At 70.5% G+C, this 24902-nt stretch carries 23 protein-coding genes; 7 read left to right on the top strand and 16 right to left on the bottom strand.

Annotation, left to right across the window (positions count from 1 at the left end):
* Position 1 precedes the first annotated feature (1 nt).
* Genes EDC36_RS02120 through EDC36_RS02140 form a run of 5 tightly spaced genes read right to left on the bottom strand, consistent with a single transcriptional unit; the run spans position 2 to position 5663 of the window.
* On the bottom strand, positions 2–259 hold the full coding sequence (locus tag EDC36_RS02120) for a MoaD/ThiS family protein (RefSeq protein WP_132961611.1): 258 nt from the start codon (positions 257–259) through the stop codon (positions 2–4).
* Between the two features lie 24 nt (positions 260–283).
* On the bottom strand, positions 284–1600 hold the full coding sequence (locus EDC36_RS02125) for a molybdopterin molybdotransferase MoeA (protein ID WP_132961612.1): 1317 nt from the start codon (positions 1598–1600) through the stop codon (positions 284–286).
* A 7-nt stretch (positions 1601–1607) separates the two neighbouring features.
* Entirely contained in the window at positions 1608–3041 is a 1434-nt protein-coding gene (gene thrC / locus EDC36_RS02130; RefSeq protein ID WP_132961613.1) for a threonine synthase, read from the bottom strand.
* Positions 3041–4372, bottom strand: a complete 1332-nt coding sequence (locus EDC36_RS02135; RefSeq protein ID WP_132961614.1) for a homoserine dehydrogenase — start codon at positions 4370–4372, stop codon at positions 3041–3043. The genes thrC and EDC36_RS02135 overlap by 1 nt, the downstream gene beginning before the upstream one ends.
* Before the next feature lie 58 nt (positions 4373–4430).
* Complete coding sequence (locus EDC36_RS02140; RefSeq protein WP_390616908.1) at positions 4431–5663, bottom strand: pyridoxal phosphate-dependent aminotransferase; 1233 nt, start codon at positions 5661–5663, stop codon at positions 4431–4433.
* A gap of 49 nt (positions 5664–5712) precedes the next feature.
* On the opposite strand from EDC36_RS02140, the gene EDC36_RS02145 reads away from it, so the two are divergent.
* From EDC36_RS02145 to EDC36_RS02155, 3 genes are all read left to right on the top strand, one after another.
* A complete protein-coding gene (locus EDC36_RS02145) occupies positions 5713–6093 on the top strand; it encodes an Mth938-like domain-containing protein (RefSeq protein ID WP_132961615.1) in 381 nt (126 codons plus the stop codon).
* Between the two features lie 85 nt (positions 6094–6178).
* Positions 6179–6658, top strand: a complete 480-nt coding sequence (locus EDC36_RS02150) for a peroxiredoxin (RefSeq protein ID WP_132961616.1) — start codon at positions 6179–6181, stop codon at positions 6656–6658.
* A gap of 100 nt (positions 6659–6758) precedes the next feature.
* Entirely contained in the window at positions 6759–8480 is a 1722-nt protein-coding gene (locus EDC36_RS02155; RefSeq protein ID WP_132961617.1) for a PhoH family protein, read from the top strand.
* A gap of 84 nt (positions 8481–8564) precedes the next feature.
* Here EDC36_RS02155 and EDC36_RS02160 read toward each other — a convergent pair whose 3' ends face one another.
* From EDC36_RS02160 to queG, 11 genes are all read right to left on the bottom strand, one after another.
* Positions 8565–8837, bottom strand: a complete 273-nt coding sequence (locus tag EDC36_RS02160) for a Txe/YoeB family addiction module toxin (RefSeq protein WP_132961618.1) — start codon at positions 8835–8837, stop codon at positions 8565–8567.
* Positions 8827–9108: a type II toxin-antitoxin system Phd/YefM family antitoxin gene (locus EDC36_RS02165; RefSeq protein WP_132961619.1), complete on the bottom strand. Its 282-nt coding sequence runs from the start codon at positions 9106–9108 to the stop codon at positions 8827–8829. Before EDC36_RS02165 ends, EDC36_RS02160 begins: the two co-directional genes overlap by 11 nt.
* 137 nt (positions 9109–9245) lie before the next feature.
* On the bottom strand, positions 9246–12326 hold the full coding sequence (locus EDC36_RS02170; protein WP_132961620.1) for an efflux RND transporter permease subunit: 3081 nt from the start codon (positions 12324–12326) through the stop codon (positions 9246–9248).
* Between the two features lie 27 nt (positions 12327–12353).
* On the bottom strand, positions 12354–13607 hold the full coding sequence (locus tag EDC36_RS02175; protein WP_132961621.1) for an efflux RND transporter periplasmic adaptor subunit: 1254 nt from the start codon (positions 13605–13607) through the stop codon (positions 12354–12356).
* A gap of 115 nt (positions 13608–13722) precedes the next feature.
* On the bottom strand, positions 13723–14160 hold the full coding sequence (rnhA, locus tag EDC36_RS02180) for a ribonuclease HI (protein WP_132961622.1): 438 nt from the start codon (positions 14158–14160) through the stop codon (positions 13723–13725).
* On the bottom strand, positions 14157–14939 hold the full coding sequence (locus tag EDC36_RS02185) for a class I SAM-dependent methyltransferase (RefSeq protein WP_132961709.1): 783 nt from the start codon (positions 14937–14939) through the stop codon (positions 14157–14159). Before EDC36_RS02185 ends, rnhA begins: the two co-directional genes overlap by 4 nt.
* Before the next feature lie 72 nt (positions 14940–15011).
* On the bottom strand, positions 15012–15923 hold the full coding sequence (locus EDC36_RS02190; RefSeq protein ID WP_132961623.1) for an alpha-amylase family protein: 912 nt from the start codon (positions 15921–15923) through the stop codon (positions 15012–15014).
* A gap of 118 nt (positions 15924–16041) precedes the next feature.
* Positions 16042–16803 carry a hypothetical protein gene (locus EDC36_RS02195; protein WP_165902790.1) on the bottom strand — a complete coding sequence of 254 codons (762 nt, stop codon included), beginning with the start codon at positions 16801–16803 and terminating at the stop codon, positions 16042–16044.
* Positions 16800–17801: an MlaD family protein gene (locus tag EDC36_RS02200; protein WP_132961625.1), complete on the bottom strand. Its 1002-nt coding sequence runs from the start codon at positions 17799–17801 to the stop codon at positions 16800–16802. The genes EDC36_RS02195 and EDC36_RS02200 overlap by 4 nt, the downstream gene beginning before the upstream one ends.
* A 21-nt stretch (positions 17802–17822) precedes the next feature.
* Entirely contained in the window at positions 17823–18590 is a 768-nt protein-coding gene (locus tag EDC36_RS02205) for an ABC transporter permease (RefSeq protein ID WP_132961626.1), read from the bottom strand.
* 9 nt (positions 18591–18599) lie between these two features.
* Positions 18600–19736, bottom strand: coding sequence for a tRNA epoxyqueuosine(34) reductase QueG (gene queG, locus EDC36_RS02210; protein WP_132961627.1), 1137 nt, complete (start codon positions 19734–19736; stop codon positions 18600–18602).
* 23 nt (positions 19737–19759) lie between these two features.
* On the opposite strand from queG, the gene tsaE reads away from it, so the two are divergent.
* The 4 genes from tsaE to EDC36_RS02230 are packed head-to-tail and all read left to right on the top strand — an operon-like array spanning position 19760 to position 24893.
* Entirely contained in the window at positions 19760–20281 is a 522-nt protein-coding gene (gene tsaE, locus EDC36_RS02215) for a tRNA (adenosine(37)-N6)-threonylcarbamoyltransferase complex ATPase subunit type 1 TsaE (protein WP_132961628.1), read from the top strand.
* A 2-nt stretch (positions 20282–20283) separates the two neighbouring features.
* On the top strand, positions 20284–21684 hold the full coding sequence (locus EDC36_RS02220) for an N-acetylmuramoyl-L-alanine amidase (RefSeq protein WP_132961710.1): 1401 nt from the start codon (positions 20284–20286) through the stop codon (positions 21682–21684).
* A gap of 13 nt (positions 21685–21697) precedes the next feature.
* Positions 21698–23596, top strand: a complete 1899-nt coding sequence (gene mutL, locus EDC36_RS02225) for a DNA mismatch repair endonuclease MutL (RefSeq protein WP_132961629.1) — start codon at positions 21698–21700, stop codon at positions 23594–23596.
* A gap of 49 nt (positions 23597–23645) precedes the next feature.
* Positions 23646–24893 (top strand): Bcr/CflA family efflux MFS transporter, encoded by a 1248-nt coding sequence (locus EDC36_RS02230; protein ID WP_207895021.1) that lies wholly within the window; start codon positions 23646–23648, stop codon positions 24891–24893.
* Positions 24894–24902: the final 9 nt, after the last annotated feature.

Raw genomic sequence — 24902 nt, forward strand, 5'->3', positions numbered from 1 at the left:
TTCAGCCTCCGGTGACGGGGGGAAAAAACGCCACCTCGGCCCCGTCGGGCAGCGCCGTTTCCTCGGCCGCCATGGCCTGGTTGAGCGCGACACGCACCGGACGGTGGCGACCCAGCGCCTCGGCCCACGCACCCCCACGGGCGATCAGCTCGTCGCGCAGCGCCCCCAGTGTGGCGGCCGCGGTGGTGTGCGCCAGCTCGGCGGTGCCCAAAGCCTCGCGCAGGCTGGCAAACAGGCGAATGCGGATGCGTTTGTCCATGACGTCAAGGCCCGATCGTACGCGCTAATCCCACCAACCGTCCAGCGCACGGTAGGCCACCCATTGGCCACGCGCCACGGTGGTGCCGGCGGGAATGTCGACCAGCCCGTCGGCCCACGCCACCGAGGTCAACACCGACGAGTTTTGGTTTGGAAACAAGTCGACCCCACCGTCCGCGTTGCGGCGCACGCGCACAAACTCGCGCCGTCGGTCGGGGCGCGGCCAATCGAAGTCGGCCCGCACCCACAGCGCCGGCGGCAGCTGCGCCGCCACCGTGGCCCCGGCCAGCCGCAGCAGCGCGGCACGCGCCAGCAACGCCAACGTGACCACGCTGGACACGGGGTTGCCCGGCAACCCCAGCACGTGGCAACGCCCCTGCCCACCCAGGCGAGCGCGGTCGATCCAGCCGTGCATGAAGGGCTTGCCCGGCTTCATCGACACCTGCCACAAATCCAGCGCGCCCAGCGCCTGCACCGCGGGCTTGACGTGGTCGGCCTCCCCCACCGACACGCCGCCGGTGGTGACGATGGCATCGTGCCGCAGCGCCGCGGCGGCCAACGCTTGCTCGGTGGCCTCGCGGTCGTCAGGCAGCACCGGCAACACGGTCACTTCGAAGCCCAGCCGTTGCAGCAGCGGCACCAGCACGTAGCGGCTGGAGTTGTACAGCGCCCCCGGCGGCAAGTCCGCCGGCGCCACGGTACCGGGCTGCACGAGTTCGTCGCCGGTGGGCGCCAGCGCCACGCGCAGGCGCGTCCACACCGGCACGCTGGCCATGCCCAACGACGCCGCCACCCCCAGATCCGCCGCGCGCAGCCGCTGCCCGGCCCGCAGCACGACCTGGCCGCGCGCCACGTCCTCGCCGCGGCGGCGCACCCACTGGCCGGGCTGCGGCGCGCGCTCCACGCGAATCCAGCCCAACGGCGCCTGGGGCGCGTCCGCCGGCGCCTCGGCGGGCTGGGCGTCCTCCTGCATGACCACCGCGTCGGCGCCGGCGGGCAGCGGCGCGCCGGTGAAGATGCGCGCCACGGTGCCCGGCGCCAACTCGACGCCGAAGTGCCCGGCCGCGATGCGCTGCGCCACCGGCAGCGGCCGACCTTGTTCGAGGGCGCGCGCCACGTCGGCGCAGCGCACGGCGTAGCCGTCCATCTGGCTGTTGTCGAACCCCGGCACATCGAGCCCAGCCACCACGTCCTGCGCCAAAACGCGCCCGTCGGCCTGTTCCAGTGGCACCTGCTGCACCGTCTGCACCGCGGGCGCCAGACCCTCCAACAAACGCTGCAGCGCTTCTTCGACGCTGAGCAGCGCAGCACGCGGGCTTGCGGGATGGGGGCGGTCGGTCATGGCACGGTCAACCTGCTTGGCACACCGCGGCGATGTGGTCTTTGACACGCTGGGCGTCGGCCGGCATGACCAGCACGCGCTTGGGCAACTGCTCAATCCCCTGCAGATGCGCCGGGCGCGGCGGCTCTTGCCCAATGGCCTCGACGATGGTGGCGGCGAACTTGATGGGCAGCGCGGTTTCCAGCACGATCATCGGCACGCCGGGCTGCAGGTGCTCGCGCGCCACCTTGACGCCGTCGGCCGTGTGAGGGTCGATCAGCACGCCATGGCGCTGCCACGTGGTGCGGATGGTCTCGATACGGTTGGCGTGGGTGCTGCGGCCGCTGACAAAGCCATAGCGCTGCCGCACCTGGGCAAACGCCGGGTGCTGCGACAGGTCGAAGCGGCCGTGGCGCGCCAGCGCCTCGGCAAACAACGCACGCGTGGCCGCCGCGTCGCGCCCGAGCAGGTCGAACACGAAGCGCTCGAAGTTGCTCGCCTTGCTGATGTCCATCGACGGGCTGGACGTTTCGTAGGTGTCGGCGCTGCCGCGCACGCGGTACACCCCGGTGCGGAAAAACTCGTCCAGCACATCGTTTTCGTTGGTGGCCACGACCAGCCGCTCGATCGGCAGCCCCATCATGCGCGCGATGTGGCCGGCGCAGACGTTGCCAAAGTTGCCGCTGGGCACGGCGAAGCTGACGCGCTGGTCGTCGCGCTCGGTGGCCTGGATCCAGCCCGCGACGTAGTACACCACCTGCGCCAGCAGCCGCGCCCAGTTGATCGAGTTGACCGTGCCGATGCGGTACTGCCGCTTGAAGGCGAGGTCGGCGCTGACCGCCTTGACGATGTCCTGGCAGTCGTCGAACACGCCCTCGATGGCGATGTTGTGGATGTTGGGGTCTTGCAGGCTGTACATCTGCGCCTGCTGAAACGGGCTCATGCGCCCGTGCGGGCTGAGCATGAAGACCCGGATGCCGCGCTTGCCGCGCATCGCGTACTCGGCGGCGCTGCCGGTGTCGCCGCTGGTGGCCCCCAGAATGTTGAGGGTTTCGCCGCGGCGCGCCAGCTCGTACTCGAACAGGTGGCCCAGCAACTGCATCGCCATGTCCTTGAAGGCCAGCGTCGGGCCGTTGGACAGGGCCTCCAGCCACAGGCCGTCTTCCAGGTGGCGCAGCGGCACGATCTCGCCGGTGCCAAACACCTCGGCCGTGTAGGTGCGGCGCAGCAGCGCGCGCAGGTCGTCGGGCGGGATGTCGTCGATGTACAGCGACAGGATCTCGAAGGCCAGCTCGGCGTAGCCCTGCTCGTGGTAGATGCGCCGCCAACGCGCCAGCGTCGCGGCGTCCACCTGCGGGTAGTGTTCGGGCAGGTACAGGCCGCCGTCGGGCGCGAGACCCTCCAGCAAGATGTCGCTGAAGCGGCGCCGCGCGGGGTCGCCGCGGGTCGAGAGGTAGCGCATCAGGCCAGTTCCTCCTTACGGATGCGCACGATCGGCGCCAGCACCGTCGGCAGCGCCTGCATGGCCGCCAGCGCCGCGTCCATCGTGCCCTCGGCGGTGTCGTGCGTCAGGATGATCAGGTCGGTTTGCGTGCTGCCTTCGCCGCCGACCTCGTCGGCCTCGCGCTGCAGCACGGCGTCGATGCTGATGCCGGCGCGCGCCAGGATGCCGGTGACCTCGGCCAGCACGCCGGCCTGATCGGCCACGCGCAGCCGCAGGTAGTAGCCGGTGACCACCTGCGCCATCGGGACGATGGCCAGGTCGCTCATGGCGTGCGGCTGGAACGCCAGGTGGGGCACGCGGTGCTGCGGGTCGGCGGTGTGCAGGCGCGTCACGTCCACGAGGTCGGCAATCACCGCGCTGGCGGTCGGCTCGCTGCCTGCGCCCTTGCCGTAGTACAGCGTCGTGCCCACGGCGTCGCCTTGCACCACCACCGCGTTCATCGCCCCCTCGACGTTGGCGATCAAGCGCTTGGCCGGCACCAGCGTCGGGTGCACGCGCAGCTCCACCCCGCCGGCCACGCGCTTGGTGATGCCCAGCAGCTTGATGCGGTAGCCCAGTTGCTCGGCGTAGCGGATGTCGGCCGCCTGCAGCTTCGTGATGCCTTCGACATAGGCCTTGTCGAACTGCACCGGGATGCCAAACGCCAGCGCGCTCATCAGCGTGGCCTTGTGGGCGGCGTCGATGCCCTCGATGTCGAACGTGGGGTCGGCCTCGGCGTAGCCCAGGCGCTGCGCCTCCTTGAGCACGACGTCGAAGTCCAGCCCCTTGTCGCGCATTTCGGACAGGATGAAGTTGGTGGTGCCGTTGATGATGCCGGCCACCCACTGGATACGGTTGGCGGTCAACCCTTCGCGCAGGGCCTTGATGATGGGGATGCCACCGGCCACGGCCGCCTCGAACGCCACCATCACCCCCTTGGCCTGTGCGGCGGCAAAAATCTCGGTGCCGTGCACCGCCAGCAGCGCCTTGTTGGCGGTGACGACGTGCTTGCCCGCGGCGATGGCTTCCAGCACCAGTTGACGGGCGATCCCGTAGCCGCCGATGAGCTCGACGACGATGTCGATGTCGGGGTTGGCGATCACCGCGCGGGCGTCGGCCACCACCTGCGCCGCATCCCCCACGATACCGCGTGCGCGCTCGGTGTCGAGGTCGGCCACCATCGTGATGGCGATGCCACGACCGGCGCGGCGACGGATCTCCTCCTGGTTGCGTTGCAGCACGCGAAACACGCCGCTGCCCACGGTACCGATGCCCAGCAGGCCCACTTGGATGGGGGGAAGTTGACTCATGTTCGTTCGGGTTGTTCGTCGTAACGCGGTGGATAAAACACAACGATCGCGACGGGCGTCAGTCGGTGCCGTAGCGGCGCCGCAGGTGGCCCAGGAAGCGCGCGATGCGTCCGATCGCCTCGGCCAGGTCGTCCTCGTGCGGCAAAAACACCAGGCGGAAGTGGTCCGGCGTCGGGTAGTTGAAGCCCGTGCCCTGCACGATCAGCACCTTTTCCTCGGCCAGCAGGTCGTAGGCGAACTGCTGGTCGTCCTCGATCGGGTAAACCTTGGGGTCCAGGCGCGGGAACATGTACAGCGCCGCCTTAGGCTTGACGCAGGTCACGCCGGGGATGTCGGTCAGCAGCCGGTGCGCCAAATCGCGCTGGCGGCACAACCGCCCGCCGGGCGCTACCAGGTCGTTGATGCTTTGGTAGCCGCCCAGCGCGGTCTGGATGGCCAACTGGCCCGGCGTGTTGGCGCACAGCCGCATCGACGCCAGCATGTTGAGGCCCTCGATGTAGTCGCGCGCGCGCCGCTTGTCGCCCGAGACGATCATCCAGCCCGCGCGGTAGCCGCACGAGCGGTAGTTTTTGCTCAGGCCATTGAAGGTGACAAACAGCAGGTCATCGGCCAGCGACGCGATCGAGGTGTGTACGTGGCCGTCGTAGAGCACCTTGTCGTAAATCTCGTCAGCGAAGATGATCAGGCCGTGCTTGCGCGCCAGCGCCACGATCGCCTGCAGCACCTCCACCGGGTACAGCGCGCCGGTGGGGTTGTTGGGGTTGATGACGACGATGCCTTTGGTGGCCGGCGTGATCTTGCGCGCCATGTCGTCCAGGTCGGGGATCCAGCCGTTGGACTCGTCGCACAGGTAGTGCACCGGCGTGCCGCCCGACAGCGAAACGGAGGCCGTCCACAGCGGGTAGTCCGGCGCCGGCACCAGGATCTCGTCGCCCGCGTTGAGCAACGCGTTCATGCTCATCGTGATGAGCTCGCTGGCGCCATTGCCCAGGTACACGTCGTCCACCGTGACGCCGGCGATGCCCTTTTGCTGCGTGTAGTGCACGATCGCCTTGCGCGGCGCGAACAGGCCCTTGCTGTCGGTGTAGCCGGCCGCCTGCGGCAGGTTGCGGATCATGTCCTGCACGATCTCGTCGGGCGGCTCCAGCCCGAACACCGCCAGGTTGCCGATGTTGAGCTTGATGATCTTGTGCCCGTCTTCCTCCATCTGACGGGCCTTTTCGAGCACGGGGCCGCGGATGTCGTAGCAGACGTTGGCGAGTTTGGCGGATTTGTGGATGGTGGGCAGCATGGCGGGCATAATTTCACCACAGAATACCCGCTGCACCACGGCGCCGCCCATGAAGATCCAGCCCGACCGCATCGACACCCTGGCCATCCAGGCCCACGGTCCGGGCTGGCTGCACGCGGGCGGCCAGCGCTACGAGCACAGCGTCGTGATCGCCGCCAGCGGCGTGCTGCGGGCATGGGACTGCGCGCGCTTCGAGGCGTTGACGGTCGAGCACTTCGCGCAGCTGGCCGAGCTGGCGCCCGAAGTGGTGCTGTTTGGCAGCGGTCCGCGGCTGCGCTTTGTGCCGCCGGCGCTGCTGCGTCCGTTGATCGAACGCGGCATCGGCGTCGAGACGATGGACACGATGGCTGCGGCGCGCACCTACAACATCTTGGCCGGCGAAGGCCGCCGCGTCGTGGCGGCGTTGCTGATCGAATCGGGCCCCGGCTGACCCCGCCAGGCGGCGGCGCGACCGCGGGTTGCCGCGCGGCGATGTGTTACAATTGGCAAGTTGCTGTTATAAGGGGACTTGCTGCATGGCCGTCGTCGTCAACAAACCCATACCCGAATTCGAAGCCCAAGCGACCGGCGGCATCAAAGTCACCCACCAGTCCCACCTCGGCCAGATCCTGGTGCTGTATTTTTACCCCAAGGATCACACACCGGGCTGCACCACCGAGGCCATGCAGTTCCGCGACCACTACGCGGAGTTCGTCAAGGCAGGGGCGCAGGTGTTCGGGGTGTCGCGCGACAACCTCAAGTCGCACGAAGATTTCAAAGCCAAGCTGGAACTGCCGTTCGAGCTGATCGCCGACACCGAAGAAAAAATGTGCCACATGTTCGGGGTGGTCAAAAACAAAATCATGTACGGCAAAAAGGTCAAAGGCATCGAGCGCAGCACGTTTCTGATCAGCCCTGAGGGCATCCTGCTGCAAGAGTGGCGCGGCATCAAGGTACCGGGTCATGTGGACGAGGTGCTGAAGGCCGTCAAAATGCTGAGCAAAAAGGCCGCGTGACCCCGTGCCGCCCCGCATGACGCGCGCGCTCATGCTCGGTTGAACCCCTGTACGCGCCGCCCCGTGTGGGCGGCGTTGTCTTTTCTGGCATCATCCCGCCATGCCGTTACCGCCCCCTCCACGCCGCAAAGGCGATCGCGTCCAAGCCGACGCCACCGTCCGCCGCAGCGCCACCCCCGCCGCTGCCGCCCCCGAGCCCACGACGCCGCCGACCACGCCGGCGTCCACGCTGGCCACGTCAGCCCCGGGGCCCTCGGCCAGCCCCGCGCCGGCGCCACGCCGCGCGCGGCGCGCTGCCGTTGCCCCCACTGACACGGTCAGCGCCGCCGCCCCGGCGGGCGCTGCCGAAGGACAGCCGTCGGCCCCGACGGCCGCGCCCCGCGACGAGCAGCCCCTTGCGGCCACGGGCCGCACGCCCCGGCCCAACGGCGGGCCGCGCAAGCTGTTCGTGCTGGACACCAACGTGCTGATGCACGACCCCATTTGCCTGTTCCGCTTCGAGGAGCACGACATCTACCTGCCGATGGTCGTGCTGGAGGAGCTGGACAACAACAAAAAAGGCATGAGCGAGGTGGCGCGCAACGCGCGCCAGGCCAGCCGCACGCTCGACGCGCTGGCCGCCACGGTGCGCGGCGACATCCGCAACGGCGTGCCGCTGACGGCGCTGGGCCACCGCGAAGCCACCGGCACCTTGCTGTTTCAGACCGAGGTGTTCCACCACCCGCTGCCGGACGGCATCGCGCAAGGCAAGGCCGACAACCAGATCCTGGTCGTGGTGCAAGCGCTCAAGCAGCGTCACCCCGAGCGCGACGTGGTGCTGGTGTCCAAAGACATCAACATGCGCATCAAAGCGCGGGCGCTGGGCCTGGCGGCGGAGGATTACGAAAACGACAAAACCATCGACGACGTCGAGCTGCTGTACACCGGCATGTTGGCGTTGCCGACGGACTTTTGGGCGCGCCAAGGCAAAAAAGTGGAGAGCTGGCAGCAAGGCGGCCACACTTTTTACCGGATCAGCGGCCCGGTGGTGCAGCAGATGCTGCTCAACCAGTTCGTTTACCACGAAGCCCCGGGCGAGCCGCCGCTGTACGCGCGCGTGGTGGAACTGCGCGGCAAGACCGCGGTGCTGCGCACGCTCAAAGACTACACGCACCTGAAAAACGCCGTCTGGGGCGTGACCGCGCGCAACCGGGAACAAAACTTCGCGCTCAACCTGCTGATGGACCCGGACATCGACTTCGTCACCTTGGCGGGCACCGCCGGCACCGGCAAAACGCTGATGGCGCTGGCCGCGGGGTTGACGCAGGTGCTGGACGAGCGCCGCTACACCGAGATCATCATGACCCGCGCCACCGTCAGCGTGGGCGAGGACATTGGCTTTTTGCCCGGCACCGAGGAAGAAAAAATGGGGCCGTGGATGGGCGCGCTGGACGACAACCTGGAGTTTTTGGCCAAGGGCGGACAAAACCCGGCCGGCGAGTGGGGGCGCGCCGCGACGCAGGATCTCATCCGCAGCCGCGTCAAGATCAAGAGCATGAACTTCATGCGCGGGCGCACCTTCCTCAACAAATACGTCATCATCGACGAGGCGCAAAACCTCACGCCCAAGCAGATGAAGACGCTCATCACCCGCGCGGGGCCGGGCACCAAACTCGTGTGCATGGGCAACCTGGCGCAAATCGACACCCCCTACCTGACGGAGGGGTCGTCGGGGCTGACCTACGTCGTGGACCGCTTCAAAGGCTGGCCGCACGGCGGCCACGTCACGCTGGCGCGTGGCGAACGCTCGCGTCTGGCGGACTTTGCCAGCGAGGTTCTGTGAAGTCGCGCTTGGGGACCGAAGGGCACCCTCAGGCCGATTGCACCCCTCTTCACCGCACAACGCAGCCGCTTGTCGTGCCTACGGTCAATAGTGGTAGCGCCCCTGCAGGAATTCGACCCGGTCGGCTTTGACGAGGTAGACGCAGCGGTGTTCCTGCGTGATGCGGCGCGACCAGACGTCCGCCCCAAGGTATTTCAGGGGCTCGGGCTTACCAATGCCGTCGAAGGGATCACGCAGCACCGCTTCGACGATGTCGAGCAAACGCTGGGCGGTGCGCCGGTCGGTCTCGACCCAGTGGCGCAGGTCCTCCAGGAACTCAGGATGGCACACCGCAAGCCGGATGGACTCACGGCTCAAGGCCCACGTCCTTCCTGAGTTGGTTCAGCGTCGTGGGCTTCAGATGACCCAGGCGCGCCCGGTTGAGTGCCGTCAACAGGCGCTCGGCGTTTTTGGATGACCGCAGCAGGTGGGCTGTCTCCAACAGACCCTCGAGCTCATCGGCGGCAATCATCGCCACAGCGCCGCCCGAGCGGCGGCGGACCACGATGACCTCGCGATCGTCCACCGCGCGATCCATCAGCACCTTGAGCTGTTCGCGCGCCTGACTGTAGGTGGTCTCGATGGTCATAGCGGCATCCTCGTTGTTGTACAAGCACATTGTACAAGTGATGAGAAACCACCGCTCAGCAAGACCGGCCCACCGCTTCAGCCTCCGCGCATCGATCCGTTGGCTGCCACCGTGCTGCGAGCCGTGGGGTGTTGCACTCAGCCGTGCGCGCGCTCGGCCTGCGCCGGCACCGGCGTGCGGTCGGCGCCGGGCACCCGCTGACGCGCCAGCAGCAGGTACACCGTGGGCACGACGAAAATGGTCAGCAACGTGCCCACGCTCATGCCGCCAACGATGACCCAGCCGATCTGCTGACGGCTCTCGGCGCCGGCCCCTGTGGCCAACGCCAGCGGGATCGCCCCCAGCACCATCGCGCCGGTGGTCATCAAAATCGGGCGCAGGCGCAGCTCCGCGGCGCGGCGCACCGCGTCCAGCAGGCCCAGCCCCTGCTGGCGCAGCTGGTTGGCAAACTCGACGATCAGGATGCCGTGCTTGGTGATCAAGCCCACCAGCGTCACCAGCCCGATCTGGCTGAACACATTGAGCGTGCCACCGCTCCACTTCAGCGCCGCCAGCGCCCCCAGCATCGACAGCGGCACCGACAGCATGATGACGAAGGGGTCGACGAAGCTTTCGAACTGCGCGGCCAGCACCAGGTAGATGAACAGCAGCGCCAGCACGAACACCACCGCCAACGACCCGGCCGCGGCGCGAAACTCGCGGCTGGAGCCGTTGAGGTCGGTGGCGTAGCCCTCGGGCAGCACCTCGCGCGCGATCGTGTCCATGACCTGCAGCGCCTCGCCCAACGCGAAATCCGGGCTGAGGTTGGCGGTGATCGAGGCGCTGCGCCGCTGGGCAAAGTGGTTGAGCTCGCGCGGGGCGACAACCTCTTGCACCTTGACCAGCGCGGCCAACGGCACCATCGCACCGTTGCGGCCACGCACGTACAGACGCTCGATGTCCTGCGGCGCGCTGCGTTGCACCGCTTCGGTCTGCACGATGACGTCGTACTGCTCACCCTCCCGCTTGTAGCGGCCCACGGTGCGCCCGCCAAGCATGGTCTCCACGGCGCGCGCCACGGCATCGACACTCACACCCAACGCCGCCGCACGCTCGCGGTCCACCTCCAGGCGCAGCTCGGGTTTGTTCATGCGCAGGTCGGTGTCCACCTGCAAAAAACCCGGGTACTGCGCCATGCGGCGCTGAAACTCCGCCACCACGCGCGCCAGGTTGGCGTAGCTGTCGTTGGTGGTGATGACAAAGTTGACCGGACGCTCGCGAAACCCTTGCCCGAGCGAAGGTGGCGTGATCGGAAACGCCGTCACGCCAGGCAGACTGGCGATTTTGGGCGCCATTTCGCGCGCCAGCTCCAGCGTGGAGCGTTGGCGCTCCTCCCACGGCTTGGCGCGGAAAAACACCGTCGCCTGCGACACCGTCGGGTTGCCGACGAGGGCAAAGATGCGATCGAACTCGGGGTACTGCTGACCGATGCGCTCGATGGCCGCGGCGTAGCGCGACGTGTACGCGGCGGTGGCCCCATCGGGGGCGTTGACGATGTTGAGGATGACGCCGCGGTCTTCCAGCGGGGCCAGTTCCTGCTTGGTGGTCTTGAACAACCAGGCGCTGGCCGCCGCGCACGCCACCATCAGCAGCACCACGGCCCAGCGTGCGCGCAGCGCCCATCCCAGGGCCCACCCGTAGCCGCGCGTGACCGCGGCCAAGCCCCGCTCCATCGCGCGGTCGAACCACGAGGGCTTGGCCTGATGCCGCAGCAGCCGCGCGCACATCATCGGCGACAGCGTCAACGCCACAAAGCCCGACACCAGCACCGCCCCGGCCAGCGCCAGCGCAAATTCGGCAAACAACCGCCCGGTGCGCCCGGGCGTGAACGCCAGCGGCGCGTACACCGCCGCCAGCGTCAGCGTCATGGCCACCACCGCGAAGGCGATTTCACGCGAACCCTTGATCGCGGCGGCCAGCGGCGTCATGCCCTCCTCGATGTGGCGGTGGATGTTTTCCAACACCACGATGGCGTCGTCGACCACGAGGCCGATGGCCAGCACCAACGCCAGCAGCGTCAGGGTGTTGATCGTGAACCCGAACAACGCCATCAGCGCAAAAGCGCCCACGAGGCTGACGGGGATGGTCACCAGCGGGATGATGGAGGCGCGGGCGGTGCGCAAAAACAGCACGATGACCAGCGTGACCAGCACCACCGCTTCGAGGATGGTCTGGTACACCGCCTTGATCGAGCGGTCGATGAACACCGAGTTGTCGTTGGCCACCTGCACGTCGATGCCGGGGGGCAGGTCGGCCTGCACCTTGGCCAGCAGCGCGCGCACGCTGGCCGACAGCTCCAGCGGGTTGGCCGTGGCCTGCCGGATCACGCCCAGCGACACGGTGTCGCGGCCGTTGAGGCGCACCGAGGTGCGCTCGTCCGCCGCGCCCTGCTCGACACGGGCCACGTCGCGCAGCCGCACCGGCAGGCCACTGGCCGCGGTGCGGATGACCACCTCCTCAAACTGCTGCGGGGTTCGAAGGTCGGTGGCCGCGGTGACGTTGAACTCACGCTGCAGGCTCTCGACCCGGCCGGCCGGCACCTCCAGGTTGGCGCGGCGCAGCGCGTCTTCAACGTCCTGCACGGTCAGGCCGTAGGCGGCCAGCCGGTCGGGGTCCAGCCACACCCGCATGGCAAAACGGCGCTCGCCATAGATGCGCACCTCGGCCACACCGGTGGCCGTTTGCAGCACCGGCTTGGCGATGCGGTTGGCCAGGTCGGTCAGTTGCAGCGGCGAGTAGCGCTCGGAGCTCAGCGCGATCCAGATGACGGGGAAGGCGTCGGCTTCGACCTTGGCCACCACCGGCTCGTCGACCGTCTGCGGCAGGCGTCCGCGCACGCGCGCGACCTTGTCGCGCACCTCGGCTGCGGCGGCGTCGGGGTCGCGCTCGAGCCGGAAACGCACCGAGATCTGGCTTTGCTCGGGCCGGCTGATCGAGGTGATGACGTCCACCCCTTCGATGCCGGCCAGCGAATCCTCCAGCACTTTGGTGACGGTCGATTCGATGACCTCGCTGGACGCGCCAGCCAGCCGGGTGGTGACGGTGACCACCGGCTCGTCGATCTTGGGGTACTCGCGCACCGAGAGATTCTCGAACGACACCCAGCCCACCAACACGATGAGCAGCGACAGCACGGTGGCAAACACCGGGCGTCGGATGGCGATTTCGGGCAGTTGCATGGCCGACCTCTGCGCGCTTGTCGGAACTCAGCCGCCTTGGCCGGCCTGTGGCGCACGGTCCGCACCGGCGGGCGGGCGCTGCCCCGGAGCGGCGGGGCCTGCGGGGCCGCTGGCCGGGCCGCCCTGCCCGGCTTGCACGATGCGCACCGGCGTGCCGTCGCGCTGCAGGCGCTGTTGCCCCGCCACGACCACGGTGTCGCCTTCACGCAAGCCCTGCACGATGTGCACTTGGCCACCGCGGCGTGCGCCGGGCTGCACCGCCACGCGCTCGACCTCGGGCGGCTGCTCGCCCTGCGCCTGCCGCACACGCCAGACCCAAAACTGCTGCCCCTGCGGCTGGATGGATTCCTCGGGCACCCACAGCGCAGCCGGTTCACGGCCCAGCACCAGCGCCACGCGCACGAACATGCCAGGCTGCAACCCGTGGCGAGCGCCTTGCAGCGCGGCGCGCACGATGAGGGCGCGGCCGTCGGCGTCCAGCGCTGGGTCGATGGCCTGCACCTTGGCCTCCCACACCGCTTGCGGGCGCGCGTCCGCCGTCAGGCGCAACGTCTGCCCCACCGCCACGCGCGGCTGCAGCCGCTCCGGCAAGCGGAAATCCACCACCAACTGCGACGTGTCTTCCACGTGCACGAGCTCGGTGCCATCCTTGACGTACTCGCCGACGTGCACCTGGCGGATGCCTGCCACGCCGTCGAACGGCGCCACGATGCGCATGCGCGTCAGCCGTGCCTGCGCCAGCTCGACTTGCGCCTGGGCCACCTGCACGGCGGCACGGCTCTCATCCAGCACGCGCTGCGCCACAAAGCCTTGCGCCACCAGCTCCTCGTTGCGACGCAGGTTGGCTTGCTGCACCGCCAACTGGGCCTGGGCTTGGGCCAGCTCGGCTTTTTGCAGGGTGTCGTCGAGTTGGAACAACAACTGCCCTTTGCGCACCGGGGCACCATCGGCAAACCCGATGGCGACGATGCGGCCCGCCACCTCGGGCCGCACCACGACGCGCTGGCGCGCCACCAACGTGCCAACGGCCTGCGCTTCGTCCACCAGCGGCGCAAGCTGCACCGACGCCACTTCCACCGCGGGCGGCCCGCCGCGCCCCGGCCCCGCGGGGCCGCCCGCGCCGGGTCCGGGCGCGCGCGCCGTGGGGGCCGGCGCGGGCGCCGCGGCCGCCGGCGGTTGCGCGGGCGTGGCGGGGCGGCGCTGCCACCACCAAGCGGCGGCGGCCAGCGCGATCAAGGCCAACACGGCCAACGGCATCACGGCGCGACGGGGCATCGGCATGGGCACTCCTGCGAATGGTGGGCCACGTGGTCATTGCGTGGCCACTGTAACCGAGACGCGTTGCTGTTGTGTAAACGAGGGTGACGTACCCCCACGGCGCGCCGGCGGCACGCCCTCAAGCGCCGGGCACGCCGCGGTTGGCCAGGGCGTCAGCACGTTCGTTGCCGGGGTCGCCGCTGTGGCCGCGCACCCAGTGCCAGTGGATCTCGTGCCCGCGGCCGTGCACCAGCTCGTCCAGGCGCTGCCACAGGTCGGCGTTTTTGACCGGCTGACGGTCGGCGGTGCGCCAGCCACGCGCTTTCCAGCCGGGCAGCCACTCGGTGATGCCCTTGCGCACGTACTCGCTGTCCAGGTACAGGTGCACGCGGCACGGGCGCTTGAGCGCCGCCAGCGCCTCGATGACCGCGGTCAGCTCCATGCGGTTGTTGGTCGTGCGGGCTTCGCCGCCCCACAGCTCTTTTTCGGCGTGGCCGGCGCGCAGCAGCGCACCCCAGCCGCCCGGGCCGGGGTTGCCTTTGCAGGCCCCGTCGGTGTAGATGATGACGTCGGTCATGGGGGGGTGGGTTGTCCGTCGCGTCGTGCCACCACGGCCGGCGCGGCCGCGGCCCGCGTGGGTCGCCAAGCCGGCCCCAGCAGGCGCATGCCACGCACGCGCTTGACGGCCACGATGAAATACACCGCGCCCAGCGGCGGCCACAACAGCGCGCCCCAGCGGTCCATCCAAGCCCAGCGCCGCAGCCAGCGCTCGCTGCGCACGGCGGGTCGGTAGCAGCCGCGCTCGATGCGCTCGGCCTCCAGGCTGAGCAAGCGCAACCAGTCAAGCAAGCGGCCCAGGCCGATGAACGCCCCCGCCTCGGGCAGGTAGGGGCGTGCCCAGCGGCTGCTGGCCCAGCCCGCCCGGGCCCACAGGTGGGCGCGCGCCTGCCGCAACCCCCACAGGCTCAGCGGGTTGAGGCCGCTGATGACCACGCGGCCGTTGGGCACCAGCACGCGCTCAACCTCACGCAGCACCGCATGGGGGTCGGCACTGAGCTCCAACGTGTGCGGCAACACCACCAGGTCCAGACTGTCGGCCGGGAACGGCAACGCCGCCGCGTGCGCGACCAGATCGACCGGGCGCTGCGGCGGCTGGGCCGCAACCAGGTCGGGTTGTACCTCTTCGGGCGCCGCCAGCCAACGGTGGGGCATCCGGTTGGCGGCCAGCGCGTCGAGCTGCGGCATGCCCAGCTGCAGCGCATGGTAGCCAAACGCATCGGCCACCGCATCGGCGAAGTGACGCGCTTCCCATGCCAGCAGGTAGCGCCCCGGCGGGGTGCAAAACCAAGCCGCCAAGGCCTGCCCCGCACCGTGCTCGGGGGCCGCTGGGGCACGGGGGCGATCCGCGCTCACGGCAGGGTACGCGGCTCAGTCTTGCGCCACGGGCAGCGCTTCGGGCGCGGGCGCTTCGGGGGCGGCGGCCTCGCCCAGCACGATGTGGCGCACCATGTCGCGCATCAGGCGCTTTTCGGCAAAGCTGAGGTTGCGGCCCAGCTCGCGGCGCACCTGCATCAGGATGCTGCGGTCCGCTTCCGCCGGCACACCTTGCTGCACCCGCATCGCCGCGGCCAGGTCCAGGCGTTCGTCTTCGGTCTGCGCCGACCACCACTGGTCGAGGATGCGCGCCACTTCGGCACGCCAGTGTTCGTCGGGCTGGTCGGCGTCGCGCCCCGCGTCGCTGCTTTCGCCCCCCGCCGGTTGGGTCAGGGCCTCCCACGCCGCCGGCGACAACGCCACGCGGCGATCGGCCTGCAGCAGCAGGCGCGCCCAGCTCGGGTCGTCGGCGCTGAGGCGGGCGAAATCGTGCACGCCGTCGTCGGCCACCAGCACCACACGCGCGCCGCGCCACTGCGCCTCGTCGATGTAGGGGATGAGGCGCTCGTCGTCGCTGGCCACGATCAGCGTCACGCCCGGCTGGTGGCGGGACAACTGGGCCAGCTCGCCGCCCAGCGCACGCACCAGGCTCAGGCCGCCGTCGCTGGCGTGCGCGGGGACGGTGCGGATGACGACGTCGTCGTACAGTTCGGTGCAGGTCTGGTCGGTGAACAGCACGGTGCGCAGCAACCCACCCTCCGCGCCGCCGGCGCGTGCGAGCTGGGCCATGACGCCGTGCAGCGCGCCACGCTGCAAGGTTCGCACGGGCGTGCTGACCGTTTGCCCGGCCAGCCAGATCAAGTAGCGCTCATCAACCAGGGCGACGGCGGGGCCGGTCGAGGCGGAGGGGGCGGTGGCGCGGCGGTGCGGGGCACGCACGCTGCCGGGGTAGCGAGGCTTGATCATCGAATAAAACAAAGGCGAAGGCAGGGCACTGCGACTAAGCATGCGCCCCGCCCGGCCCTGCGGTTAGACGGCTGGGGCGCCCAGCCCGGATTGTGCCCCAAGCGGCGCGAGGCCGCCGTCACCGCGGGGCGGAGTCCACCGGTTGCGGGGCCGCGCCCGCGGACGACGGGCCCGATGCGGGCGCCACCGCCGGGTGCAGCAGCCAATCCAAGCGGCGCTGCGCCAGCGCCGCGGTGGCGGTGTCGCCGGCGCGCTCGGCCAAGCGCTGCTGCACCGCCAGCCACGCCGCCAGCGGCCGGCGCCAACCTTGGCCGCTGGCGGTGTCGACCAGCACCGCCACGGCCGCCCCATCCAGCCCCACGGCATGCCACAGCCACCCTCCCACCACAAGACGGGTCAGCGGGTCGTCCAGCGCGCCCAGCCAACGGGCCAGGTCGGCCGCCGGCGGCGCGGGCCACGCTTGCGCCAGCGCGCGCGCGGCGCTCGGGAGGGTTGCGGCGTCTGGGCGGCCGGGCCCCTCCCAGGGCCGCGCGGGCCAGCCGGCCAGCCAAGCAGCGTAGGTTTGCTCGGCCGCGGTGGCATCAGCCAGGTACGGTGCGGCCGCGGCACACCCCTGGCCCTGCAGCGCCGCCAGTTGCGCGGCACAGTGCGCCAGCGCCTGGCGCGCCAACGCCGTGGCCTGGGCGCTTTGGGCGGCCGCCTGCTGCGCGCGCTGGGCGTGCACGCTGGCCACGCGGTCATGGCCTTGCAGGTACGCCAGCGTGCCCTGCTCGACCGCCTGCCGCAGGTCCAGCCGCCACCCCGGCACCGGTGGCTGCGCGGCGCATCCAACCAGCAGCGCCGCGGCCAGCGCCGCCCCACCCCAGCGCACCACGTTCATGGCAGCCGCACCTCCGTCTCACGCGCAAACGGCCAACGCCGCTGCAAGTCCAGCATCAGCGCGTCGACGCGACGCAGCGTCACTTCGACCTCGGCGCGCAAAGCGTCCAGGTCGACGCTGGCCGCGCGCGCGTTGCGCGCCACGCCCTGCACGTCCTCCAAAATGGCATCGACGCGTTGCAGCGTGGCCTTGGCCTCGGCCAAACGGGCGGCGGCCTCGCGCAGCGCGGATTGCACATCGTCCACCACACCCCCCGGCCCCAGCACGCGCGCGTCGGCACGCTGCACCAGCGTGTCGCTGCGCTGCAGCAACTGGCGCGCTGCCGTCACGGTGGCCTCGACCTCGCGCAACGTGGCGCTCAGGCGGGCCCGGTCGGCTTGGCCCAACGCGGCGTGCAAGGCACCGTCGGGCCCGGTAGCGCGCTGCAACAGCGCGTACAGCTCGCGCAGCGCGAGGTTGACAGGGGCGTCGGCCGCCGTCATCGCGCGCAGGTGCTCCACCACCTCGCGCGCGGTGTTGAGCACGCGCGGCAGGTCGGCCAGCGCATCGCCACGCAGCACGGGCCGCACGGCGCCGTCGGGCAGCGGCGGGCTGTCGATCACGCCGGTGTAGGCGCGCAGCCGGGTCCCGCCCACCAGGCCCCGCTCCAGCGTGAAGACGCTGGACTCGCGCAGCCAGCGCGCGTCGCGCTTGGGCACATCCACTTGCAGGTGCACGCTGCCGTCGTCGGCCAGGTCGATGCGGCGTACGCGCCCGATGGCGAAGCCGGAAAACGTCAGGTCCATGCCCACGGTCACGCCCTCGGCGTCATCGGTAACCAGCGTTAAGTGCTGGGTTGGCTCGAACACACCCCGCGCCACCATCAGGTACAGCGCCACGCCCAGCAGCAGCGCGGCCAACAACGCCAGCAGGGCACGCGCGCGCCGCTCCAGCGCCCGGGTCGCTGCGGCAGCGGACCTGTCGGTGGACGGGGCAGCGGAAGGTTGGTCGGTTGCCATGTTCTCGTGCGTCGCCAGGGTTCACCAATAGTTGCCGACCAGCGCCAACAGTTCCACCGCCAACAGCACGCTGGCGGTGCGCACCAGCGCGCGCACGTCGCTCGGGCGGCGCTCGTCGAACATGGCGCTCAGCGGCACCAAGGCCACGGCCAGCGCAAAGCCCAGGGTTTTGAGGGCGAAGATCAACGACACCACCGGATCGAAGATGTGCCCGACGGCCCGCGTGTACACCGCCAGCGCCCACGGCGAAAAACCGTACAAATTGAGGTACGCCAACACACACGCCACCACGCTGCTGACCACGGTCAACAACACGGTGGCGAACGCCCCGCCCAGCGCCACCGGCAGCACACGGTCACGCCACGGGTTGCCGCCCGCGGCCACCAGCGCGGCCCAGCGATCCTGGCGCCAGGCGCGGCGCAGCTCGGCGGCGTGCGCCATCATCACCCGCAACAGCACGAACAGCGCCGCGGCCAGCGGCAGCAGCTCCAGCACCAGCACGCGCACCACCATCTCGACGGCGTACTGGCTCAGCCCATAGCCTTGGGCGGTGACGACGACGATGCGGATCAGCACCTGCCCCGCCAGCGCCGACAGCACCGTGTACCACCACAGCGCCGGCAGCGCCGCGTGCACCAGGTGGCGCGCCACCACCGGCCAGCGCGGGCCGCGGTAACTGTCCGGCTGCAACGCCAACGCCAGCACCCGCCCGGTCAGGCGCAGCAGCTCGCGCCACACGGCCCAAGCGGAGCGCAGCGGTGCGTCGGGGTGGGAGGGGGATGCCGCCATACGCGCATGTTAGCCCAGCGCCCAAGCGATGTGCTCGCGCACCAGCGGATCGTCATCGCCTTGCGCCAGCGCTTGCTGCAGCGCCTGCTGCACGGCCTGGGCGTGCCCGGTGTCGCCGCGGGCCAACGCGGCGCGACGCGCGTTGCCCAGCGCCACCGCCAGGTTGCGCCGCCAGCGTGCGTAGCCGATGCGCCGTATCGGCGAACCTTCGGTGTGGCGCTCGAAGGCGGCGGCGTCCCACGCCCACAGCTGCAGCAGCGTGGCGTCGGCCAGCGCCGGGCGCGGCTCGAAGTCCGGCAGCGGGCTGCGGCGGGCGTATTTGTTCCATGGGCACACAAGCTGGCAGTCGTCGCAGCCGTAGATGCGGTTGCCCAGCGCTGGGCGCAGTTCGACGGGAATGGCGCCCGCGTGTTCGATCGTCAGGTACGACAGGCAGCGCCGTGCATCCAGGCGGTACGGCGCCACGATGGCCCCGGTGGGACACACGTCCAAGCAGGCACGGCAGCGTCCACAATGGCCGTCGGTGGGCGCGGTGCGCGGCAACCAGCGGTCGATGAAGATTTCCCCGAGGAAAAACATCGACCCCGCCTGCCGCGACAGCAGCAGCGTGTGCTTGCCGCGCCAGCCCAGCCCGCTGCGGCGGGCCAGCTCCACCTCCAGCACCGGCGCCGAGTCGGTGAAGACCCGGTACGCCAGCGCCGCTTGGTCGGGGTACGCCGCGGCCCACGCCTGCTGCAACCGCTGCGCCAGCCGCTGCAGGCGCTGGCGCAGCACCTTGTGGTAGTCACGCCCACGGGCGTACAGCGAGACGCACGCTTGACGCGCGTCGTGCAAGCGCGCCCATTCGGCCGCGCGCCAGTCGTCGCGGCCGCCGGGCGGCAGGTAGTCCATGCAGGCGGTGATGACGCTGACCGTGCCGGGCACCAGCTCGGCGGGGCGGGCACGCTTGAGCCCGTGGCGCGCCATGTAGGCCATCGTGCCGTGGTGGCCGGCCGCCAGCCACGCCAGCAACCCCGGCTCGGCGCTGGACAGGTCGACGTCGGCCACACCGATCTGGGAAAATCCCAGCTCGCGCGCCCAAGCCCCGAGACGGGCCAGCCAGTCGGGCGCCGCGTCGGCGGGCGGCGTCGGTGCGGCGCGGTCCATGGCATGCCATTGTAAAGAACGCGATGCACGACGACGATCAACCCCCACGGGCCCAACACACCTGGCACCACCTGGATGAGGAGGCCCTGGCGACGCTGGCGCAGCGCCTGGCCGCCTGGCTGCGCGCCGACCCTGGCCGCGCCAACCTGCGGCTGACGTTGCATGGCGAGCTCGGCGCCGGCAAGACCACGTGGACACGTCACCTGCTACGAGCGCTGGGTGTGCAGGGGCGCATCCAGAGCCCCACGTACGCGCTGGTGGAACCTTACGAGGTGACGCTGGGCACCACCGCGGTGACGGTGATGCACGCCGACCTGTACCGGCTGAGCGACCCCCGTGAATGGCTGGACGCGGGGTTGGCGGAACTGATGGACGCGCCTGGACTCAAGCTGGTCGAATGGCCCGAACGCGCGGGGCGCCTGCTGGGCACGGTGGACGTGGCGCTGCACCTGCAGCACGACGACGACCACCACCGCCACCTGACGTGGCAGGCGCGCACCGCGGCCGGCGAGGCCGCGCTGCTGGCGCTGCGGTCAACCCCATGACGATGCACCACCCCACCGTTGCCAACCGCCGTCGGCTGCTGACCCGTGCGTTGGGCGCGTGGCTGGCGGCCCTGACCGGCGCGCTGCCCACCGTCGGCTGGGCGGCGCGCATCGTCGGCATCCGCGTCTGGCCGGCGCGGGATTACACGCGCGTCACCATCGAAGCCGACCAGGCGTTGCAGGCCACGCCGCAGTACGTGGCCGACCCACCCCGGCTGGCGGTGGACATCCGCGGCGCGGATTTGCTGCCGCAACTGCAGGCCCTGGTGCAGCGCATCACGCCGGACGATCCGTACGTGGCGCGGGTGCGGGTGGGGCTGTTCGACCCCGACACGGTGCGGCTGGTGCTGGACCTCAAGGCGCCCGTGGCACCGCAAGTGTTTCAGCTGGAGCCGGTGGCGGCGTACCAGCACCGCCTGGTGCTGGACCTGCACCCGCAGCAACCGATCGACCCGCTGGAGGCGCTGATCGCGCGCCACAGCGCCGCATCCGCGCCGCCAGCGCCCTCCTCCGCCCCTGCCGCGGCCCCGGCCGCAAGCGCGCACGATCCGCTGGGCGAATGGCTGGCCCGGCACCACGCCCAAGCCGACGCCCCTGCCCCTGTGGCGTCGGGGCGCACCGGGGCGGCCGCGCCGGCGGCGCGCGCCCCGCAACCCGCCGCCCGTAGCGTACCGGCCACCCAACGCCTCATCATCGTCGCGCTCGACCCCGGGCACGGAGGTGAAGACCCGGGCGCCATCGGCCCCAACGGCACACGCGAAAAAGACGTCGTGCTGGCCATTGCACGGCTGCTGCGCGACGAGCTCGACGGCACCGAGGTGCGCGGCAACCCCGTGCGCGTGTTCATGACGCGCGACGACGACTATTTCGTGCCGCTGCACACGCGCGTGGCCAAAGCGCGGCAGGTGCAGGCCGACTTGCTGGTCAGCCTGCACGCCGATGCGTTTTTTTCGCCGCGGCCGCGCGGCGCCAGCGTCTACGCCCTCAGCGAGCGGGGGGCTTCCAGCGCCGCCGCGCGTTGGATGGCCAACAAGGAAAACGCCGCCGACCGCGTCGGCGGCCTGCCGGTCCAGGTGGGTGATGCGCACGTGCAACGCGCGCTGCTGGACATGAGCATGACGGCGCAGATCAACGACAGCCTCAAGCTCGGCGACACGTTGCTGGGCCTGTTGCGCAGCGTCGGGCCGCTGCACAAACCGCGCGTCGAGCAAGCGGGCTTTGCCGTGCTGCGCGCGCCCGACATCCCCAGCGTGCTGGTCGAAACCGCCTTCATCAGCAACCCCGACGAGGAACAACGGCTGCGCGACCCGGCGTTCCAACGCCGCCTGGCGCGCGCGCTGGCGCAGGGCATCCGGCGTTATTTCGAACGCAACCCACCCCTGGCGCGCAGCCGCCGCACCTGAGGTGCGGCCTACAATGGCGGCCGTGACCGACGCCTTTTACGCCGCCGCGCCCGTGGCGCGCCGCCCGATCCAGCCGCTGCCCGACGAATTGATCAGCCAGATTGCCGCTGGCGAGGTGGTGGAACGTCCGGCCTCGGTGGTGCGCGAGCTGGTCGACAACGCGCTGGACGCCGGCGCGCGCAGCATCACCGTGCGGTTGGTGGCCGGGGGCATCCGCGCCATCGTGGTCGAAGACGACGGCTGCGGCATCCCGCGCGCCGAGCTGCCGCTGGCGCTGCAGCGCCACGCCACCAGCAAAATCCGCGACCTGCAGGAGCTGGAAGCGGTCACGACGATGGGCTTTCGGGGCGAAGCGTTGGCCGCCATCGCCTCGGTGGCGGACGTGACGCTGACGTCGCGCAGCGCCGACGATGCGCAGGGCTGCGCTTGGACCCTGCACGCCCGCAGCGGCGAGCTGCAACCCGCCGCGCGCCCCGTAGGCACCACCGTCGAGGTGCGCGAGCTGTTTTTCGCCACCCCGGCGCGGCGCAAATTCCTCAAAAGCCCCGCCACCGAGCTGGCGCACTGCATCGAAGCGGTGCGCCGCCACGCGCTGGCGCGCCCCGACGTGGGTTTTGCCATCTGGCACGAGGGGCGGCTCGTGCAGCAGTGGCGTGCCGTGGCCGCGCTGACGCCCCAGCTCGCCTGGCAGCAGCGGGTGGCCAGCGCCATCGGCGACGACTTTTTGGCCGAGGCGTTGCCGGTGCAGGCGCAGGCCGGCCCGCTGCGCCTGCATGGCTGGGTGGTGCGCCCGGACGCCGCACGGGCGCGCAGCGACCGCCAGTTTGCCTACGTCAACGGGCGCTACGTGCGTGACAAGGTGCTCACCCACGCCGTGCGCAGCGCCTACGACGACGTGCTGCACGGCCAGCGCCAGCCAGCCTGGATCCTGTGGCTGGACATCGACCCGCGTGCGGTGGACGTCAACGTCCACCCCACCAAAATCGAGGTGCGCTTTCGCGACAGTGGCGCGGTGCATCAGGCGGTGCAGCGCGCCGTCGAGGCGGCGCTGGCCACCCCGCGAGCAGCGGGCCCCGCCGAAGTGGCACCGTCACCACCCGACAGCGCGGCGGCCGCCCCCGCCGCGCCACCGGCCAGTCCCAACGACGCGCCCAGGCCGGACTGGGACACCACGCGCTACCGCAGCGCCCCAGCGCTGGCCCTGGGCGCGCGCGAACCCGCCCCGCGCTGGGCGGGTTGGCCCAACGCACCCGCGCCCTCGCCGGACACCGACACCGCCACCCAAGCCCCGGTGGCGCACGCCGACGAGCCGCACGAGGTGGTCTGGCCGCTGGGGCGGGCACTGGCGCAGCTGCACGGCGTGTACATCCTGGCTGAAAACGCCCACGGGCTGGTGCTGGTGGACATGCACGCCGCGCACGAGCGCATCGTGTACGAACGGCTCAAGGCCCAACTGACGGGGCCCCAGGCCCAACTGCCCAGCCAGCCCCTGCTGGTGCCGGTGACGTTCCAGGCCACCCCGCTGGACATGGCGGCGGCCGACGATCACGCGTCGACGCTGCAGCAGCTGGGGTTGGACGTGGCGCCGCTGTCCGCCCAGACGCTGGCCGTGCGCAGTGTGCCCACCCTGCTGGCGCAAGCCGACCCCGTGGCGCTGGCGCGCGCGGTGCTGGCCGAGTTGCAGCAACACGGCGGCGCCCACGTGCTGCAACGCGCCCAACACGAACTGCTGGCCACGATGGCCTGCCACGGCGCGGTGCGCGCCAACCGCCGCCTGACGCTGGAGGAGATGAACGCGCTGCTGCGCCAGATGGAAGCCACCGCGCGCAGCGACCAGTGCAACCACGGGCGTCCGACGTGGCGCCAACTGACGCTGCGTGAGCTGGACGCGTTGTTTTTGCGCGGACGCTGAGTCGCCTGCAGGCGGCCCGTGATCACGTTTGTTGTTACCATCCATAACCATGTCAACCGCCACCGTCCACCCACGCATGAGCGCTGGCTGGGTCGTCGTGCTGCTGTCGCTGCTGCTGGGGGTGCAGCCGCTGGCCACCGACCTGTACCTGCCCGCGCTGCCGTCGATCGCCACCGCGTTTCAGGCGCCGATGGCCCAGGTGCAGGCCACGCTGTCGGCCCTGCTGCTGGCGTTTGGCACCGCCCAACTGCTTTGGGGGCCGCTGTCCGACCGCTGGGGACGCCGTCCGGTGCTGCTGGCTGGGCTGGCCGCTTACGCGCTGGCGGCGGTGGCGTGCGCGCTGGCCACCAGCATCGAGCAGTTGATCCTGGGGCGCATCGTGCAAGGGGCGGCGATGGGCGCGGCGGTGATGGGCGCGCGCGCCATCGTGCGTGACCTGTACGCCCCCACCGAGGGCGCGCGCGTGATGTCCAAGGGCTTGAGCGGCCTGGGGTTGTTTGCCGTCATCAGCGGCCCGCTTGGGGGCTGGCTGACCGAATGGCTGGGCTGGCGTGCGACGATGGCGGCGCTGGCTGTCTTCGGCGCCGCGGGGCTGGCGCTGGTGGCCTGGCGCTTCGAGGAAACGCTGCCCCAGCGCAACCCCCATGCGCTGCGTCCACGCGAAATGCTGCGCATCTGGGCGCGCATCGCGCAGCACCCGACGTTTTGGGCCTGGGCGCTGCTGGCGGCAACGTCGTACGGCGGCCTGTTCACGTTTTTGGCCACGTCGTCGTTCGTCTTCATCAACGTGCTGGGACACAGCAAAACCGGCTATGGCTTGCTGATGCTGTCGATGTCGGTGGTGTACATCAGCGGCACCTTCATGTGCCGTCGGCTGATCCCGCGTCTGGGTGTGCGCCGCACGGTGGCCGTGGCCGCGGCGCTCACGCTGACCGGCGGCACGTTGTGCGGTGTGCTGGCGCTGGCCGGCTTGCACACCACCTGGGCCATCATGGGGCCGTACTACCTGTTCATTCTGGCGCACGGCGTGCACCAGCCGTGCGGCCAAAGCGGCGCGGTGGCGCCGTTCCCGCAAGCGGCGGGGGCGGCCTCGGCGTTGGCAGGATTCATCATGATGGTGACCGCCTTCGCGATGGGCACCTGGCTGGGCCACCGCATGGCCGACGGCGCGGCCGCCGGAGTGTACCCGCTGACCAACGGCTTGTGGTTCTGGGCCGCGGCGATCGCCACCGTCGCGTGGACGCTGGTGCAGCGCCACGGCGAGGCGCGCCCGGCGCCGGTGGCCACCGCCCGTTGACGGAGGCGC

The sequence above is a fragment of the Tepidimonas ignava genome, assembly GCF_004342625.1.
Lineage (GTDB): Bacteria > Pseudomonadota > Gammaproteobacteria > Burkholderiales > Burkholderiaceae_C > Tepidimonas > Tepidimonas ignava.

Excerpts from the sequence above, each read along its gene's own strand:
- EDC36_RS02195 (WP_165902790.1), bottom strand. The coding sequence starts at position 16,803 with ATGAACGTGGTGCGCTGGGGTGGGGCGGCGCTGGCCGCGGCGCTGCTG.
- EDC36_RS02205 (WP_132961626.1), bottom strand. The coding sequence starts at position 18,590 with ATGGCGGCATCCCCCTCCCACCCCGACGCACCGCTGCGCTCCGCTTGG.
- EDC36_RS02165 (WP_132961619.1), bottom strand. The coding sequence starts at position 9,108 with ATGACCATCGAGACCACCTACAGTCAGGCGCGCGAACAGCTCAAGGTG.
- EDC36_RS02190 (WP_132961623.1), bottom strand. The coding sequence starts at position 15,923 with ATGATCAAGCCTCGCTACCCCGGCAGCGTGCGTGCCCCGCACCGCCGC.
- queG (WP_132961627.1), bottom strand. The coding sequence starts at position 19,736 with ATGGACCGCGCCGCACCGACGCCGCCCGCCGACGCGGCGCCCGACTGG.
- thrC (WP_132961613.1), bottom strand. The coding sequence starts at position 3,041 with ATGCGCTACCTCTCGACCCGCGGCGACCCCGCGCGGCGCCGCTTCAGC.
- EDC36_RS02140 (WP_390616908.1), bottom strand. The coding sequence starts at position 5,663 with ATGCTGCCCACCATCCACAAATCCGCCAAACTCGCCAACGTCTGCTAC.
- EDC36_RS02220 (WP_132961710.1), top strand. The coding sequence starts at position 20,284 with ATGCACCACCCCACCGTTGCCAACCGCCGTCGGCTGCTGACCCGTGCG.
- tsaE (WP_132961628.1), top strand. The coding sequence starts at position 19,760 with ATGCACGACGACGATCAACCCCCACGGGCCCAACACACCTGGCACCAC.
- EDC36_RS02135 (WP_132961614.1), bottom strand. The coding sequence starts at position 4,372 with ATGAGTCAACTTCCCCCCATCCAAGTGGGCCTGCTGGGCATCGGTACC.
- EDC36_RS02145 (WP_132961615.1), top strand. The coding sequence starts at position 5,713 with ATGAAGATCCAGCCCGACCGCATCGACACCCTGGCCATCCAGGCCCAC.
- EDC36_RS02125 (WP_132961612.1), bottom strand. The coding sequence starts at position 1,600 with ATGACCGACCGCCCCCATCCCGCAAGCCCGCGTGCTGCGCTGCTCAGC.
- EDC36_RS02175 (WP_132961621.1), bottom strand. The coding sequence starts at position 13,607 with ATGCCGATGCCCCGTCGCGCCGTGATGCCGTTGGCCGTGTTGGCCTTG.
- EDC36_RS02170 (WP_132961620.1), bottom strand. The coding sequence starts at position 12,326 with ATGCAACTGCCCGAAATCGCCATCCGACGCCCGGTGTTTGCCACCGTG.
- EDC36_RS02150 (WP_132961616.1), top strand. The coding sequence starts at position 6,179 with ATGGCCGTCGTCGTCAACAAACCCATACCCGAATTCGAAGCCCAAGCG.
- EDC36_RS02155 (WP_132961617.1), top strand. The coding sequence starts at position 6,759 with ATGCCGTTACCGCCCCCTCCACGCCGCAAAGGCGATCGCGTCCAAGCC.
- mutL (WP_132961629.1), top strand. The coding sequence starts at position 21,698 with ATGGCGGCCGTGACCGACGCCTTTTACGCCGCCGCGCCCGTGGCGCGC.
- EDC36_RS02230 (WP_207895021.1), top strand. The coding sequence starts at position 23,646 with ATGTCAACCGCCACCGTCCACCCACGCATGAGCGCTGGCTGGGTCGTC.
- rnhA (WP_132961622.1), bottom strand. The coding sequence starts at position 14,160 with ATGACCGACGTCATCATCTACACCGACGGGGCCTGCAAAGGCAACCCC.
- EDC36_RS02200 (WP_132961625.1), bottom strand. The coding sequence starts at position 17,801 with ATGGCAACCGACCAACCTTCCGCTGCCCCGTCCACCGACAGGTCCGCT.
- EDC36_RS02120 (WP_132961611.1), bottom strand. The coding sequence starts at position 259 with ATGGACAAACGCATCCGCATTCGCCTGTTTGCCAGCCTGCGCGAGGCT.